14 protein-coding genes are annotated in these 15,348 nt (G+C 60.4%); 7 read left to right on the top strand and 7 right to left on the bottom strand.

All coding sequences use genetic code 11. The features are described 5' to 3' along the window. Window positions 1–79 precede the first annotated feature (79 nt). Both IF654_RS09040 and acnA read right to left on the bottom strand, forming a co-directional pair. Complete coding sequence (locus IF654_RS09040; RefSeq protein WP_047277655.1) at window positions 80–871, bottom strand: CPBP family intramembrane glutamic endopeptidase; 792 nt, start codon at window positions 869–871, stop codon at window positions 80–82. A gap of 115 nt (window positions 872–986) precedes the next feature. After that, a complete protein-coding gene (acnA, locus tag IF654_RS09045) occupies window positions 987–3,728 on the bottom strand; it encodes an aconitate hydratase AcnA (protein ID WP_047275212.1) in 2,742 nt (913 codons plus the stop codon). A 307-nt stretch (window positions 3,729–4,035) separates the two neighbouring features. On the opposite strand from acnA, the gene rlmM reads away from it, so the two are divergent. Continuing rightward, on the top strand, window positions 4,036–5,112 hold the full coding sequence (gene rlmM / locus IF654_RS09050) for a 23S rRNA (cytidine(2498)-2'-O)-methyltransferase RlmM (protein ID WP_047275210.1): 1,077 nt from the start codon (window positions 4,036–4,038) through the stop codon (window positions 5,110–5,112). 14 nt (window positions 5,113–5,126) lie between these two features. Continuing rightward, window positions 5,127–5,375, top strand: a complete 249-nt coding sequence (tusA, locus tag IF654_RS09055) for a sulfurtransferase TusA (RefSeq protein WP_047280404.1) — start codon at window positions 5,127–5,129, stop codon at window positions 5,373–5,375. Between the two features lie 90 nt (window positions 5,376–5,465). Here tusA and IF654_RS09060 read toward each other — a convergent pair whose 3' ends face one another. Then, window positions 5,466–6,869 carry an MATE family efflux transporter gene (locus IF654_RS09060; RefSeq protein WP_047275204.1) on the bottom strand — a complete coding sequence of 468 codons (1,404 nt, stop codon included), beginning with the start codon at window positions 6,867–6,869 and terminating at the stop codon, window positions 5,466–5,468. Window positions 6,870–7,045: 176 nt separating this feature from the next. Here IF654_RS09060 and pdxB point away from each other — a divergent pair, with 176 nt between their 5' ends. Next, window positions 7,046–8,188, top strand: a complete 1,143-nt coding sequence (pdxB, locus tag IF654_RS09065) for a 4-phosphoerythronate dehydrogenase PdxB (protein ID WP_047275203.1) — start codon at window positions 7,046–7,048, stop codon at window positions 8,186–8,188. Between the two features lie 53 nt (window positions 8,189–8,241). Here pdxB and IF654_RS09070 read toward each other — a convergent pair whose 3' ends face one another. After that, on the bottom strand, window positions 8,242–8,418 hold the full coding sequence (locus IF654_RS09070) for a PA1571 family protein (protein WP_047275201.1): 177 nt from the start codon (window positions 8,416–8,418) through the stop codon (window positions 8,242–8,244). Window positions 8,419–8,673: 255 nt separating this feature from the next. Between IF654_RS09070 and IF654_RS09075 the strand changes: the two genes are divergently transcribed. After that, the gene (locus IF654_RS09075; RefSeq protein WP_418889551.1) at window positions 8,674–10,431 is read left to right on the top strand and encodes an ABC transporter transmembrane domain-containing protein; all 1,758 of its coding nucleotides are present in this window, start codon (window positions 8,674–8,676) and stop codon (window positions 10,429–10,431) included. 118 nt (window positions 10,432–10,549) lie between these two features. On the opposite strand, the gene ppnP is transcribed toward IF654_RS09075, so the two are convergent. Then, window positions 10,550–10,831 carry a pyrimidine/purine nucleoside phosphorylase gene (ppnP, locus tag IF654_RS09080; protein WP_047275197.1) on the bottom strand — a complete coding sequence of 94 codons (282 nt, stop codon included), beginning with the start codon at window positions 10,829–10,831 and terminating at the stop codon, window positions 10,550–10,552. A gap of 79 nt (window positions 10,832–10,910) precedes the next feature. After that, window positions 10,911–11,453 carry a 3'-5' exonuclease gene (locus tag IF654_RS09085; RefSeq protein WP_047275195.1) on the bottom strand — a complete coding sequence of 181 codons (543 nt, stop codon included), beginning with the start codon at window positions 11,451–11,453 and terminating at the stop codon, window positions 10,911–10,913. A 232-nt stretch (window positions 11,454–11,685) separates the two neighbouring features. Here IF654_RS09085 and IF654_RS09090 point away from each other — a divergent pair, with 232 nt between their 5' ends. Then, window positions 11,686–12,465 carry a substrate-binding periplasmic protein gene (locus tag IF654_RS09090; protein WP_230683771.1) on the top strand — a complete coding sequence of 260 codons (780 nt, stop codon included), beginning with the start codon at window positions 11,686–11,688 and terminating at the stop codon, window positions 12,463–12,465. A 61-nt stretch (window positions 12,466–12,526) separates the two neighbouring features. Further along, a complete protein-coding gene (locus IF654_RS09095) occupies window positions 12,527–13,528 on the top strand; it encodes a GNAT family N-acetyltransferase (RefSeq protein WP_194862568.1) in 1,002 nt (333 codons plus the stop codon). A gap of 53 nt (window positions 13,529–13,581) precedes the next feature. Here IF654_RS09095 and IF654_RS09100 read toward each other — a convergent pair whose 3' ends face one another. Continuing rightward, entirely contained in the window at window positions 13,582–14,130 is a 549-nt protein-coding gene (locus IF654_RS09100; RefSeq protein WP_047275189.1) for an RNA polymerase factor sigma-70, read from the bottom strand. A gap of 367 nt (window positions 14,131–14,497) precedes the next feature. Between IF654_RS09100 and IF654_RS09105 the strand changes: the two genes are divergently transcribed. Then, window positions 14,498–15,256, top strand: coding sequence for a thioesterase II family protein (locus tag IF654_RS09105; RefSeq protein ID WP_194862567.1), 759 nt, complete (start codon window positions 14,498–14,500; stop codon window positions 15,254–15,256). Window positions 15,257–15,348 lie beyond the last annotated feature (92 nt).

The raw sequence follows: 15,348 nt of genomic DNA on the forward strand, positions 1-15,348 counted from the left end.
GCGCCGGGTGGGATTTGTTTAATTTATATTTCAGTCAACGGGCGCCATTGAAGGCGCCGCGCAGGCCGCGATTCGATGCTCAGGGCATCAGCATCGGGTAGGTAAAAAAAACAAAGTGCAGCACGTTGAGTCCCAAATGGGTGGCAATCGCTGCCCCCAGGCCGCCAAAACGGTAGGCCAGACCATAGCCGAGCCCTGCGATTCCCGCCAACAGCATCCATTGCCAGCCTGCGGCAAAATGCGCCAGGCCAAACAACAGCGAGGCGATCACCAGTGCGAGGGTCTGGCCATAGGGCAGCTGTTTGAACCAGCGGCTCAGTCCGCCTTGCACATAGCCGCGAAACAGCGCTTCTTCGACCAGGGTCACCAGCAGCAGGTTGTTCAATAGCCACAGCCAACCCTGCGCTGGCCATTTCGGTGCCCAGGCGATCATGCCCAGCAGTAAGGCGCCGCCCAGCGCACCCATTGCGGCCAGCGCCAGCCCCATCAAGGTCGCGCCCAGCGAGGCACGCCAGTTGAAGCGCGTGGCAATCCACGGGCACACCAGCAGCAACCAGAACCCGATCAGCGGTTTGTCCAGGTTCAGGTACATCGAGAAGGGCACCGCATCGGCGGTCAGCCGTTCGGGGGCGATGGCGCGGCCGTTGTGAAAACCCGGCAGCCAATGCAGGGCCAGCGCCAGGGCCAGCAGCACAAACAGGCCGTGCCCGGCATAGCGCAGGTATGGAGTACGGGTTTGTAACACCGCGAGCCCGCTGATGATGAGCAATGACAAGGCGGTGATGACTTGCAGGCTTAATTGGCCGTAGCTCAGGGCCAGGCCGTAGCCTAAGGTTAAGAGGGCCAGATAAGGCCAAGGCAGTGCACGCATGAAAATCCCTTGAGTGATCGTTAAAAAAACGCCCCGAAGGGCGTTCGGGGCGCGTCAGTATAACGATCAGGCTTTTACGGATTTATCAATAAACGTCGTAAGTGCCGCCCGGATGTCAGGAGGCAATCAGTTGACGCAGCACGTAGTGCAGAATGCCTCCGGCTTTGAAGTACTCGACCTCGTTCAGGGTGTCGATGCGGCACAGCACCTCGACCTGTTCCTGGCTCCCGTCTTCACGGGTGATGACCAAGGTCAGGTTCATGCGCGGCTGCAACTGGGCGCCGGTCAGGCCGAGAATGTCGAGGGTTTCCTTGCCGGTCAGGTTCAGGCTTTTGCGGTTCTGGTCCAGCTTGAACTGCAACGGCAACACACCCATGCCCACCAGGTTGGAGCGGTGGATACGCTCGAAGCTTTCGGCAATCACCGCCTTGACCCCCAGCAGGTTGGTGCCTTTAGCGGCCCAGTCACGGCTGGAGCCAGTGCCGTATTCCTGACCGGCAATCACCACCAGCGGCGTGCCGGACGCCTGATAGCGCATCGCTGCGTCGTAGATCGACAGCTTCTCGCCAGTGGGGATGTAAAGCGTGTTGCCGCCTTCTTCACCGCCGAGCATTTCGTTGCGAATGCGGATGTTGGCGAACGTGCCACGCATCATGACTTCATGGTTGCCGCGGCGTGAGCCATAGGAGTTGAAATCCCGAGGTTCGACGCCTTTTTCGCGCAGGTAGCGCCCTGCCGGGCTGTCCGCCTTGATATTACCGGCAGGGGAGATGTGGTCAGTGGTGACCGAATCCCCGAGCAAGGCCAGCACCCGGGCGGCCTTGACGTCGGTAATGACCGGCAAGGGGCCGCTGATGTCGTCGAAGAACGGCGGGTGTTGAATGTAGGTCGAGTCCTCTTGCCACACGTAAGTGGCCGCTTGCGGCACTTCAATGGCTTGCCACTGCTCGTCCCCGGCAAACACCTCGGCGTATTCCTTGTGGAACATCGCGGTGCTGACCTGCGCCACGGCGTCGGCGATCTCTTTTTGGCTGGGCCAGATGTCGCGCAGGTAGACCGGTTGGCCATCCTTGCCCATGCCCAGCGGCTCGCTGCTGATGTCCGTGCGCACACTGCCAGCCAGCGCATAAGCCACCACCAGAGGGGGCGAGGCGAGCCAGTTGGTTTTCACCAACGGGTGAACACGGCCTTCGAAGTTGCGGTTGCCCGACAGCACGGAAGCCACGGTCAGGTCGTTCTGGGTGATGGCTTTTTCAATGGGTTCAGGCAGCGGCCCGGAGTTGCCGATACAAGTTGTGCAGCCGTAGCCCACCAGTGAGAAGCCCAGTTGATCCAGATAAGGCGTCAGCCCGGCAGCTTTGTAGTAATCGGTGACCACTTTGGAGCCGGGCGCAAGGGAGGTTTTGACCCAGGGCTGGGTCATCAGGCCTTTTTCCACGGCTTTCTTGGCCACCAGACCGGCCGCCATCATCACGCTCGGGTTGGAGGTGTTGGTGCAAGAGGTGATTGCGGCAATCACCACGGCGCCATTTTTCAGGCGATAGGTTTTGCCTTCCCAACTGTATTCGGCCTCGCCCACCAAATCGGCATTGCCCACCGCCACGCCACCACCGCCCTCACTCTCAAGGCGGCCTTCTTCTTTATTGGTGGGTTTGAATTGCAGGCTCAGGAAGTCATCGAAGGCCTGACCCACGTTCGGCAGCGACACGCGGTCTTGCGGGCGCTTTGGCCCGGCCAGGCTGGCTTGCACGGTGCCCATGTCGAGGGACAAGGTGTCGGTGAACACCGGCTCCTGACCCGGCTCGCGCCACAGGCCCTGCGCTTTGCAATAGGCTTCGACCAGTTTTACCGTGGCCTCGGGGCGACCTGACAGGCGCAGGTAGTCCAGCGTGATGTCATCCACCGGGAAAAAGCCGCAGGTTGCGCCATATTCGGGCGCCATGTTGGCCAGTGTGGCGCGGTCGGCCAGTGGCAAATCGGCCAGGCCGTCGCCATAAAACTCGACAAATTTGCCGACCACGCCTTTGCTGCGCAGCATTTGCGTGACGGTCAGCACCAGGTCGGTGGCGGTAATGCCTTCTTTGAGCTTACCGCTGAGTTTGAAACCCACCACTTCCGGGATCAGCATCGACACCGGCTGGCCGAGCATCGCCGCTTCCGCTTCGATACCGCCCACGCCCCAGCCCAGTACGCCAAGGCCGTTAATCATGGTGGTGTGAGAGTCGGTCCCCACCAGCGTGTCGGGGAAGGCGTACGTGCGGCCGTCTTCTTCCTTGGTCCAGACCGTGCGGCCCAGATACTCCAGATTGACCTGATGGCAGATGCCGGTGCCCGGCGGTACGACGCTGAAGTTGTCAAAGGCACTTTGGCCCCAGCGCAGAAACGCATAACGTTCGCCGTTGCGCTGCATCTCGATATCAACGTTCTGTTCAAAGGCACTGGGGCTGGCGAATTTATCGACCATCACTGAGTGGTCGATCACCAGGTCCACCGGCGACAGCGGGTTGATCCGCTGCGGGTCGCCACCGGCCTTGGCCATCGCGGCGCGCATGGCTGCCAGATCGACCACGGCGGGCACGCCGGTGAAGTCCTGCATCAACACCCGCGCCGGGCGGTACTGGATTTCGCGGTCCGAACGGCGCTCTTTGAGCCAGGCGGCGAGCGCCTTGAGGTCAGACTCGGTGACGGTTTTATCGTCTTGCCAGCGCAGCAGGTTTTCCAGCAGCACCTTGAGCGACATGGGGAGCGTGCTCAAATCGCCAAGCGTATTGGCGGCCAATGGCAGGCTGAAATAGTGATAAGTCTTATCGTCGACTTTTAAGGTAGAGAGGGTCTTCAGGCTATCGAGGGAGGACATGAAATGACTCCTTAGATCCGCACGGTAACGGATCGTGTGGAACAAACTGAGCTTCTAACCTAGGGGCTGGTCGCGTGTCATTGCACGCCGCGCTCCGACGGGACGAAAGCCCACGGGGTATAGGGCGGCGGCTATGCAACGTGAACAGACCCTAGCCCTGATTCATCAAACTGGCTAATAACTGGACTGCCTAGGCAAGTTCAAGGTTCCAATCTCAGTTATCATGCCGGCCTTTTTGTGACAGTCCTTGCTCCAAAGCAGGGTTGTGCAGCGGACCAATCCTTGTCAGCTGCCCAGGAGTGATTCAATGAACACCGTTTTTATGCACTGCCGCCCCGGTTTTGAGGGTGAAGTCTGCTCGGAAATCGCCGAGCACGCCGCGCGCCTCAATGTGTCCGGCTACGCCAAAGCCAAACCGGCCAGTGCCTGCGCCGAATTTGTGTGCACCGAAGAAGGCGGCGCTGAGCGGCTGATGCGCGGTTTGCGTTTTGCCGAGTTGATTTTCCCCCGCCAGTGGGCGCGGGGCACGTTCGTCGACCTGCCCGAAACCGACCGTATCAGCGTGATCCTCGACCGCATGGACGGTTTTCCGGTATGCGGCAGTCTGTGGCTGGAAATGGTCGACACCAATGACGGCAAAGAGCTGTCCAATTTCTGTAAAAAGTTTGACGCCCATTTACGCAAGGCGCTGATTAAAGCCGGCAAATTGGTGGAAGACGATGACAGCAAGCCGCGCCTGTTGCTGACGGTCAAAAGTGGCCGTGAGTTGTTTCTCGGTCTGGCTGAGTCCGACAACAGCGCCATGTGGCCCATGGGCATACCGCGCCTGAAGTTCCCCCGTGAAGCGCCGAGCCGCTCGACCTTGAAGCTGGAAGAGGCCTGGCACCATTTCATCCCTCGCGACCAGTGGGACGAGCGCCTGCACAGCGACATGACCGGGGTTGACCTCGGCGCCGCGCCCGGCGGCTGGACGTGGCAGTTGGTCAATCGCGGCATGCTGGTCACGGCTATCGACAACGGCCCGATGGCCGAGAGCCTGATGGACACCGGCCTGGTCCAGCACTTGATGGCCGACGGTTTTACCTTCAAGCCGCGTCAACCGGTGGACTGGATGGTCTGCGATATCGTTGAAAAGCCCGCGCGCAATGCGGCGATGCTGGAAGAGTGGATCGGCGAAGGTCATTGCCGTGAGGCGGTGGTCAACCTCAAATTGCCGATGAAACAGCGCTATGCCGAAGTCCGGCGTTTGCTCGACCGTATCGCTGAGGGCTTCAAGGCGCGTGGCATCACGGTGGAGATCGGCTGCAAGCAGCTGTACCACGACCGTGAAGAAGTCACCTGCCATTTGCGTCGAATAGACGTCAAAAAAACCAAATCTCGCTGATTCAGGAGTCACTGATGAATGTTGCTGACCTGCCGGTTGACGGCACGCTGGACGCCACCGGGCTCAACTGTCCGGAGCCTGTCATGATGTTGCACCAACACATCCGGGACTTGGTGCCGGGCGGCCTGTTGAAGGTGATCGCCACCGATCCGTCCACGCGCCGGGACATCCCAAAATTCTGTGCGTTTCTCGACCATGAACTGATCGGTCAGACAGAGGAAGCGGGGACTTACCTGTACTGGATCCGTAAGAAGCAGGGCTGAACCCCAAGGTGACCCGCAGCCGCTATCAAGGGTTGCGAAGGGTTGCACTGCACCCCGTCCAAGCACGCGTTTGGTCGAAGCGCCAGCCGGTTATTTGCCGGCGGCGCGAATGCGTTTTTTCGCGCTGCTCACCAGGCGCACGCTGAGCATCAGCGCCGCGCAGGTCAGGCCCGCAATCAAGCCTTGCCACAACCCGCTCGGGCCGCTCGGCTCGCCCAGCCAGTCGGTCAGGCCCAGCGCGTACCCCACGGGCAACCCCACGCCCCAGTACGCAAACAAGGTCATGATCATCGTCACCCGCGTGTCTTGATAGCCGCGCAAGGCGCCTGCCGCCGTGACCTGAATCACGTCCGAAAACTGATACAGCGCCGCGAACACCAGCAACAACGTGGCGACTTCCAACACCTGGGGGTCGGCGGTGTAAATACTGGCAATTGGCCCGCGCAGCAACAGAATCAAACTGGCCGAGATGAACGCCCAAATCAGCGCCGTGCCCATGCCCACGCCAGCCACAAACCGGGCTTCGCGCGGTTGCTGGCGGCCCAGTGCCTGACCGACGCGCACGGTAATGGCCATGCCCAGCGAATACGGGATCATGAACACCAGCGAACTGAAGTTAAGCGCAATCTGATGGCCCGACACCACGGTAGCGCCGAGGCTGCCGATCAACAGGGCGATCACCGCGAAGATGCTGGATTCAGCGAACACGGCGATACCGATGGGCAGGCCGACACTGAGCAGTCGCTTGAGAATCGGCCACTTCGGCCATTCAAAATGGCTGTACACCTGACTCGACTGATAGATCGCACCGCGCATCGTCCAGACCACCATGCCCAGGGCCATGAACCACATCACGATCGCCGTGGCCCAGCCGCAACCCACGCCGCCCATGGCCGGCACGCCAAAATGGCCGTAGATGAAGATGTAGTTGAGCGGAATGTTCAGTGCCAGCGCGATCAGGCCCAGCACCATGCTCGGCCGGGTTTTGCCCAGCCCGTCACTGAACCCGCGCAAGACGCAGTAAATCGCCACCGCGGGCATGCCGCTGGCAATCCCGTACAAATAGCCCATGCACGGCTCGATCAAGTCGGGGGCGACCTTCATCCAGTGCAGCAACGGTTCGGCAACCATCAGGATCCCGGCCGCGCACAGCCCGGTGATGAACGCCAGCCACAGGGCCTGGCGCACAATCGGGCCGATTTCGCCATGGGTGTTGGCGCCATAACGCTGGGCGACTTTCGGGGTGGTGGCCAGCAGAATCCCAGACATCAACAGAAACACCGGCACCCACACCGAGTTGCCCAGCGCCACCGCTGCCAGATCGCGCGGCCCGACGCGCCCGGCCATCACGGCGTCGACAAACCCCATGGCCGTCGTGGCCACTTGGGAAATGATGATGGGAAGCGCCAGGGCAAGCAGGGCGCGCACTTCTGTGCGCACCCGCGCAGGGCGGCTGACAGGGGGGGTAGCAAAATCAGGAGAAACAGCGTTCACAAGTGTGCATCCAGCGTGTAGTAGGCGCAAAAGCGGGGATTGTACGCGCCCGGCACCGCCGGGCAACTGTGCAGTTGTAGTGTGTTTGTAAGCACCGGGGCTGAAGCGGTGCGACACCTTGCTGGCTCATTGTGTACAACAACGCCTACACTGCTGCTCCGCCAAAGGAGCCTGCCATGTTGATTGTTGCTGATGAAAATATTCCGCTGATCGAAGAATTCTTTGCTTCATTCGGTGAAATACGCCGTTTGCCAGGGCGTCAGATCACCCGCGCCGACGTGCATGACGCCGATGTGCTGCTGGTTCGCTCGGTCACCCGGGTCGACCGCGAACTGCTGGAAGGCAGCGCCGTGAAGTTTGTCGGCACGTGCACCATCGGTACCGATCACCTGGCGTTGGACGACTTCGAACACGCCGGCATTCAGTGGGCCAGCGCCCCCGGTTGCAACGCCCGCGGCGTGGTGGATTACGTGCTTGGCAGCCTGCTGACACTGGCTGACATCGAAGGTGCCGACCTTGCACAGCGCACCTATGGCGTGATTGGCGCGGGTGAGGTGGGCGGTCGGCTGGTCCGGGTGTTGCGTGATCTGGGCTGGAAGGTCCAGGTGTGTGACCCCCTGCGTCAGGCGGCTGAAGGCGCAGATTACGTCAGCCTGGAGCAGATCATTGAGCAGTGTGACGTCATCAGCTTGCACACCCCGTTGAGTAAAAGCGGCGATTTCGCGACATGGCATTTATTGGATGAGACCCGGTTGAACCGGCTCAAACCCGGCACCTGGCTGATCAACGCCAGCCGTGGCCCGGTGGTGGACAACGCTGCGCTGCGCAACGTGCTGAACGCCCGTGAAGACCTGCAAGCCGTCTTGGATGTGTGGGAAGGCGAGCCGCAGGTTGACGTGGAACTGGCCGACTTGTGCGTCTTGGCCACACCGCACATCGCCGGTTACAGCCTGGACGGCAAGCAGCGCGGCACCGCGCAGATCTATCAGGCGCTGTGCGCGTTCCTCGGTCAGACGCCGCAGGTGCAACTGGCGGATTTACTGCCGGCGCCCTGGCTGGCCAAGGTTGAATTGAGCGCCAACAGCGATCAAGCGTGGGCCTTGGCCATGGTGTGCCGTGGCGTCTATGACCCGCGTCGGGATGACGCTGATTTTCGACGTACCCTGACTGGCCCGGTCGATCAGCAAAAGCAGGCGTTCGATGGTTTGCGCAAGCACTACCCGGTGCGGCGTGAAATTGAAGGGCTGACCGTGCACATCGAAGGGCACAACCCCGCGTTGACGAAAATGGCCGCCGCCCTCGGCTGCGTGGTGGTTTAACCGCGTATAAAAAAACCGGCCACTTGGGCCGGTTTTCAAAAGACGGGGGTCTGTCAGTTCTTGTGCTTGGGTGTGACCAGGCGTTTATCCAGCTCTTCGCACGCCTGTTGAATCATCGCTTCGGTGATCTCGACTTCTTTGCCCTGCGCATCAATGATTGCGCACCCCACAGACTGGTTGGGCTGGGTACGAATCACCGGTACTGATTGAACATTGTGTTGCAAATCCATGGCCTGTCTCCTCATCAGGGTGTAGCGCTAATGTAGTTCCATTTAGTGACCAAGCTGTGACAACCCTTGGCGGCCATTTACTCAAACAGAAATATCCTGAAACTTCCAGTCTCACGTTAGACCAATCCGACCTAGGGTTGGCATGAGCCGGTCATATTCAAACCGAGTGAGAAAGGTTTACATCGAAGGCCGTTTTTTCGTTGTAGGCTGTCCACTGCCCATGTGGGGCATTTCTTGTTTATTCGGGTGTTCTGGATGCTTTCTTCTCGTCATCGCCGGGCGCTTCGTCTGGCGACTCATTTTGTAGCGCCTTATCGCTGGCACACCGCAGGCGCCTTGCTGGCACTGATTGTGACGGCCGGCATCACGCTGTCGATGGGCCAGGGCATTCGTCTGCTGGTGGATAAGGGCTTTATGACTCAGTCCCCGCACCTGCTCAATCAGTCCATCGGCGTGTTCCTGCTCCTGGTGCTGGCGCTGTCCGTAGGGACGTTCGTGCGCTTTTATCTGGTGTCGTGGATCGGTGAGCGGGTGGTGGCCGACATCCGGCGTCAGGTGTTTAACCACCTGATTGACTTGCACCCCGGTTTTTATGAAAACAACCGCAGCTCGGAAATCCAGTCGCGGCTGACGGCGGATACCACGTTGCTGCAATCGGTGATCGGTTCTTCGCTGTCATTGTTCTTGCGCAACAGCCTGATGGTGATCGGGGGCATCGTGCTGTTGTTCATCACCAACCCCAAGCTCACCAGCATCGTGGTGGTGGCTTTGCCGCTGGTGCTGGCGCCGATCCTGATTTTTGGCCGCCGGGTGCGCAGCCTGTCGCGTCAAAGTCAGGACCGGATTGCCGATGTCGGGAGCTATGTGTCCGAAGCCCTGGGGCAAATCAAAACCGTCCAGGCCTACAACTACCAACAGCAGGACCGGCAGCGGTTTGCCCACACCGTTGAACAGGCTTTCGCCACCGCGCGCAAGCGTATCGTACAGCGTGCCTGGCTGATTACCTTGGTGATCCTGCTGGTGCTGGGCGCGGTCGGTGTGATGCTGTGGGTGGGCGGCATGGACGTGATTGCCGGGCGCATTACCGGCGGCGAACTGGCAGCCTTTGTGTTTTACAGCCTGATTGTCGGCAGCGCCTTTGGCACCTTGAGTGAGGTCATTGGTGAATTGCAGCGAGCGGCCGGGGCCGCCGAGCGGATCGCCGAGTTGTTGCAATCCAAAAGCCTGATCTCGGCGCCGGCCAGCGGGTTGCTGGCACTGCCCGAACAGGTGGCGGGCACTCTGCAGCTGCAAGGTGTGTCGTTTGCCTACCCCTCGCGCCCGGAACGCTTTGCCCTGGAAGACCTCACCCTGACCGTCCATGCAGGCGAGACGCTGGCGCTGGTCGGGCCGTCGGGGGCGGGCAAGTCGACGTTGTTCGATTTGCTGTTGCGCTTTTACGACCCGCAGCACGGTCAGATCCTGCTGGACGGGCTGCCCATCACGCAACTGGACCCGCAGGACGTGCGCCGCTGCTTCGCGTTGGTGTCGCAAAGCCCGGCGCTGTTCTTTGGTTCGGTGGAGGACAACATCCGCTACGGCAATCCCGACGCCACGCTGGAACAGGTGCAAGCGGCGGCGCGCATTGCCCATGCCCATGACTTCATTTTGCAAATGCCCGAGGGTTACAGCACCCATTTGGGGGAGGGCGGGCTGGGATTGTCCGGCGGCCAGCGTCAGCGCCTGGCGATTGCCCGCGCGCTGTTGGTGGACGCGCCGATCCTGTTGCTCGATGAGGCCACCAGTGCGCTGGATGCCCAGAGCGAACACTTGATTCAGCAAGCCTTGCCCAGCCTGATGTCAGGCCGGACCACGCTGGTCATCGCCCATCGCCTGGCCACCGTGCAGAATGCGGACCGCATTGCGGTGATGGATCAGGGCAAGTTGATAGCAATCGGCACCCACGCGCAGCTCATTGCCACGAACCCGCTGTATGCGCGGTTGGCAGCGTTGCAGTTCAATGTGCAGGGGTAAACGGATAGCGATCAGGTCGGGAGAGCGGAGTGGGTTGACATCCTTCGCCGCCCTCGCCAGCGATCACCGCGGCGGGATGCCGGGTCATCGCTGGCGAGGGGGGCGCTTCAACCGCCGGTTAGCGGTATTCGCACAGGTAGGCGGTTTCAACCACGACCTTGAGCTGGAACTTGCTATTGGCCGGTACGTTGAACTGGCTACCGGTCTTGAACGTTTCGAAGGCCTCGCTGCCCGGCAATTTGACGTTCAGCTCGCCCGACACCACGTGCATGATTTCACGCTCGGCAGTGCCGAATTCGTATTCGCCCGGGGCCATGACGCCGATAGTGGCCTTGCCTTCGGCTTGCGTGAAGGCAATCGACTTGACGGTGCCGTCGAAGTATTCGTTGACTTTAAACATGGCGATTCCTCGGTAGGGGCTTAAAAAGGCTGGCCAGTATGCAGAAGCCGTTTTATCCCGTCACGCCCTTTTAAGGGTGCTAATCGGCCAGAATCAGCGGCAGTAAACGTGCGGTATTTCGCGCGTCTTCCAGTGCCCGGTGCTGCTGGCCGTGAAACTGCAAGCCCGCCAGTTGCAGCGCGCTGTTGAGCCCCAAGGCCTGCTTCAAGTGACGTGCCTGTGCGAATTGTTGTTTAAGGTTGTGATGCGCCAGGTGCGCCAATGCACTGTTGAGCTGTTTTTGCTGCCATTCCTGCTGCAGTTGCTTGCGGTCGTAGTCGCCCCAGCTGGCCCAGGCTTCAAGGTGGGGCAAGTGCTGGCCCAGCCAGCGTTCAAACTGCTCCCAGACCTGCGTCATCGGCATGGCGGAGTCGATATTGGCCTGGGTAATGCGCGTCAGCTGGCGGCAGAAGGGCGTCAGTAAAGGGCGGCGCACGGGCCGTATAAACCGTTGAAAATGGTCAACCTCACGGCCCGAACGGGTGACGATGCTGGCACCGATTTCAATCACCTCCATTTCCTCCAGAGGCCAGCCGCCGTCGTCGGTGGTGGCTTCCAGATCAATTACCAGCCAGTGCGGCATGTGCGGCTTCCTTAAACAGCATCGGTGTTGAGCAGTGGAGCGTAGCCAAAGCAGTGAGATCCGCCTAGGCTCTTTTTTGTGTGGGCCAGTCAAGGGCTTCCTTGGTAGGCTACGCGGGTTTGAATGGCCATCGCGCCCGATGTAAGGTCGTGCACAGAACAATAAGTTCCAGCCAAAGGCGTAACCAGAGGTATACGGTTTGAAGTGTTTGCCAGTACGGATGGCTCACAGCATGTTGCTGGTCTTTGGCATGACGTTGCTGACGCCCGTGTGGGCCGTGCAGGAAGTCAGGGTCGGCGCTGCTCACTTTCCCCCCTACACAGTGCGCCCCGAAAGCGGCGTCGACACTGGCTTGTTGCCGCAATTGCTCGATGCCCTCAACCAACTGCAAAACGACTTCCGTTTTGTTCCGGTGCCCAGTTCCATTCCCCGTCGCTTCCGTGATTTCGATCAGGGACGAGTCGATATGGTGATGTTCGAGAACCCGGCCTGGGGCTGGCAGGACATTGCCTACAGCGCGGTGGACATGGGCCTTGAAGATGCCGAGGTGTTCGTTGCCAGGCAACAGCCGGACCGCCAACAGGATTACTTCGACGATTTGAGCAATAAACGGCTGGCGCTGTTTAGCGGCTATCACTACGCGTTTGCCGGGTTTAACCCTTCACCCCGTTACCTGGCGCAGCACTTCAATGCCACGCTCACGTACTCCCACGAAAGTAACCTGCTGATGGTGCTGCGTGGCCGGGTCGATGTGGCGTTGATTACCCGTTCCAACCTCACCGAGCTGCTCGCCCGCAACCCGAAGATCAAGTCCCAGGTGCTGGTGTCCCAGCGCATTGACCAGATCTACCACCACTACGCCTTGCTGCGGCCACAGGCGCCAATTGCCGCCCCGCAGTTGGCGGCCCTGCTGCAACAGCTGCGTGACAACGGCCAGATCAAGGCGATCTTCGAGCCGTTTCAAGTGGCCGTGGTGCCCATGCGTCGGCCACTGGCTGAGGTGCTGCCCTAAATTCTGCGGGTCGGCTAACGTCAAACAGCCTGACTGTTGACGATAATCGTGAGCCCAAGCCATGACTGCTGTTTTCCCGTTTCAACCCCGCTGGCGCGATCTGAGTGCCGACCTGACCGACACCCGCCTGAGCCTGACTGAGGGGCAACACCCGCTGATCGACCTGCGCCTTGAGCGTGGCGACACCCTTGAACTGCACCTGCAAGACGGCCAACCCGGCGCTTCGCTGCAAGGCGTGTGGGCGTCTTGTTACTGGTTGTTTGCCAGTGATCCTGCGTGTCAGCAATTGACCTGGCATCTCGATCCGCCCCCGCCCGCGGCATTGCGCAGCGGGCTGTTGCGTGCCACCGAGGTTGCCGGGCACTACCAGTGCCTGCGCAGCCTGTTTTGGCAACAGCCCCGTCCATGGACCGGCGATGCGCCCGTGGCGGCGTACCCGCAGCACATGGTCATCAGTGGGGGTAAGCGTCATCCGCTGCGCGCGCCCAAACCGGTGGGCGAGGTGTATCGGCGTTTTGATGCCCGGCTGGGCAGCTGGATATCCCTGCGCACCCTGGATATCGAAGCCGACCTTGAACGCTTCAACCGCTGGCAGAACACGCCCCGGGTCATGGATTTCTGGGAGGAGGGCGGCACCCTTGAGCGCCACCGCCAATTCCTCGAGACCTTGGCCGCTGACCCGCACACCGTGACCTTGATTGGCTGCATCGATGACCAGCCGTTTGCGTATTTCGAAGTGTACTGGGCGAAAGAAGACCGTATCGCGCCGTTTTATGACGTGGACGATTACGACCGGGGCATTCACATGCTGGTGGGGGAGCAGGCGCATCGCGGGCCGCATAAAGTCGCCAGTTGGCTGTCGGCGCTGACGCACTACGTGTTTCTGGACGACCCGCGAACTCAGCGCGTGGTGGCTGAGCCGCGTGCCGATAACGCGAAGATGATCGGCTATATGCAGTCTCACGGGTTTCACTGCGAGAAAGAGTTCAACTTCCCGCACAAGCGTGCAGCGCTGATGATGCAAAGCCGCGAGCGTTTCTTCGAAGGGTGCGAGTTGGTCTAGCGGCTGGCCGGGGCTTGCAGGGGCGGGCACGCTCCTGCAAGTGGCGTTGACGCTCAGCGGCGCGCGAAGGTATCGCGTGGGGTGCCCGAGACCTTGCGGCAGTGGATCAGGGCGTCGCGGATCATGAAATTCACCAGCGTCGGTGACACCCCCAATTCCTTGGCAATGTCCTTTTGCTGAACCCCGTGCAGGCGATACATCTCGAAGGCATAGCGCGTACGGCTGGGCAGTTCGGTCAGTGCGTCGGCAATGTTTTCCAGGGTTGAAAAGTTGATGTGCGAGGTTTCGGGCGATGCGCCGTGGATGACCACATTCAAGCCTTCCTCTTCCGGGCCGGAGTATTTCTGCTCCAGCGCCTGCTTGCGGTAATGATCGATCGCCAGGTTACGCACGATCTGAAACAGGTAGCTCAATTGCGCCTTGAACGATGAGGTGATCTGCGGCGCAGCGTGCAAACGGAAGAAGGCGTCTTGCACCACATCTTCAGCCCTGGACCGACACCCGGTGATGCGTGCTGCAATCTTGACCAGGATGAGCCGGTTTTCAACAAAGGCCTGAAGTAAGGGTGAATCGCACCTGCTTGTGGACACTTGTTCCGTCATGGAAATCACCTGTTGCAATTGAAAAAGTGTGGGCGTCTGGACAAGCCGCGTCCTACACAGCTCGCAACAAATTAGGTTGAATGATAATGATTGTCAATTGAGAAAGAGAATTAATGAAGCCGATTACCTCACTTTGAGAAACGCCTCACATCACGCACCGTCCGTTCAAAATCACCCCCTCTCGCGGGACTAATTATTTGCGTCGGCCAACCGTTCTCAATGGACATGGGCCGGGATCAGGGCTGGCCAAATAGTGGCTCGGACAGGAGGGCGAGATGGGAAAGGACCGTAAACACGCAGCGAGTTTAGAGGGGCCACACGTGCACCTTGCGCACCTCCATCAGGCCTCAGGCAGTGGCGTCGGGCGATGAGTGAGGTGATCAACATGCGCCTGTTTTGCCTGCCCCACTCGGGCGCCAGTGCCATGGCCTACAACCGCTGGCGGCGTTCATTGCCTGAGTGGCTGCACGTGCGTGCGCTGGAGCTGCCGGGGCGCGGGATGCGCATGGACGAACCGCTGCAATGCGACATCAAACGCCTGGCCCATCAACTGGCGGACGAAATCAGCCCCGAGCTGGATCGACCTTTCACCATTTTCGGCCACAGCCTCGGCGGCTTGCTGGCCTTCGAGCTGGTGCATGCCTTGCGTGAGCGCGGCCTGCCAGCGCCACTGGCATTGTTTGCGTCGGCCACGGCGGGCCCGGCCCGGCGCGATGTCAGCGAATACGCCGTGGCCAAGTCCGATGCGCAACTGCTTGCCCGACTGCGCGAGTTGAAAGGCACCGACGACGCCGTGCTGGCCAATACCGAACTCATGCAATTGATGCTGCCCATCCTGCGCGCCGACTTTTTGCTGTGCGGCAGTTTCACCTATGGCCAGCGCACGCCGCTGGCGCTGCCGATTCACGTCTTTGGCGGCAAGCAGGACAGCGTTCGCGCCGATCAACTGCTCGACTGGCAGGCCGACACTTGCTGCAGGTTTTCCCTCGACATGTTTGAGGGGCATCACTTCTTTCTGGTAGAGCAGGAGCAACCCTTGCTGCGTTGCCTGCGCCGCTACGCCGAAGAACATCTGGCGCGCTGGCGCAACCATCAGGCCTGGCCAATAGCCAGCCCCCACGTGTAAAGCGCAGCCCCGGCTTCTCGTACTTCAAGCAGACCGATTTTTTTCAAGCCTGGAGCCTGTTGGCGTTTCGCCGTCACCGCGAAACCCCGTCG

This window comes from Pseudomonas lundensis, from assembly GCF_015377145.2.
Lineage (GTDB): Bacteria > Pseudomonadota > Gammaproteobacteria > Pseudomonadales > Pseudomonadaceae > Aquipseudomonas > Aquipseudomonas lundensis.

Bases quoted from the DNA above. Each gene is read 5' to 3' on its own strand.
- tusA (WP_047280404.1), top strand. From the start codon at position 5,127: ATGAATGTTGCTGACCTGCCGGTTGACGGCACGCTGGACGCCACCGGG.
- IF654_RS09095 (WP_194862568.1), top strand. From the start codon at position 12,527: ATGACTGCTGTTTTCCCGTTTCAACCCCGCTGGCGCGATCTGAGTGCC.
- pdxB (WP_047275203.1), top strand. From the start codon at position 7,046: ATGTTGATTGTTGCTGATGAAAATATTCCGCTGATCGAAGAATTCTTT.
- IF654_RS09070 (WP_047275201.1), bottom strand. From the start codon at position 8,418: ATGGATTTGCAACACAATGTTCAATCAGTACCGGTGATTCGTACCCAG.
- IF654_RS09075 (WP_418889551.1), top strand. From the start codon at position 8,674: ATGCTTTCTTCTCGTCATCGCCGGGCGCTTCGTCTGGCGACTCATTTT.
- IF654_RS09100 (WP_047275189.1), bottom strand. From the start codon at position 14,130: ATGACGGAACAAGTGTCCACAAGCAGGTGCGATTCACCCTTACTTCAG.
- acnA (WP_047275212.1), bottom strand. From the start codon at position 3,728: ATGTCCTCCCTCGATAGCCTGAAGACCCTCTCTACCTTAAAAGTCGAC.
- IF654_RS09085 (WP_047275195.1), bottom strand. From the start codon at position 11,453: ATGCCGCACTGGCTGGTAATTGATCTGGAAGCCACCACCGACGACGGC.
- IF654_RS09090 (WP_230683771.1), top strand. From the start codon at position 11,686: ATGTTGCTGGTCTTTGGCATGACGTTGCTGACGCCCGTGTGGGCCGTG.
- IF654_RS09105 (WP_194862567.1), top strand. From the start codon at position 14,498: ATGAGTGAGGTGATCAACATGCGCCTGTTTTGCCTGCCCCACTCGGGC.
- rlmM (WP_047275210.1), top strand. From the start codon at position 4,036: ATGAACACCGTTTTTATGCACTGCCGCCCCGGTTTTGAGGGTGAAGTC.
- IF654_RS09040 (WP_047277655.1), bottom strand. From the start codon at position 871: ATGCGTGCACTGCCTTGGCCTTATCTGGCCCTCTTAACCTTAGGCTAC.
- ppnP (WP_047275197.1), bottom strand. From the start codon at position 10,831: ATGTTTAAAGTCAACGAATACTTCGACGGCACCGTCAAGTCGATTGCC.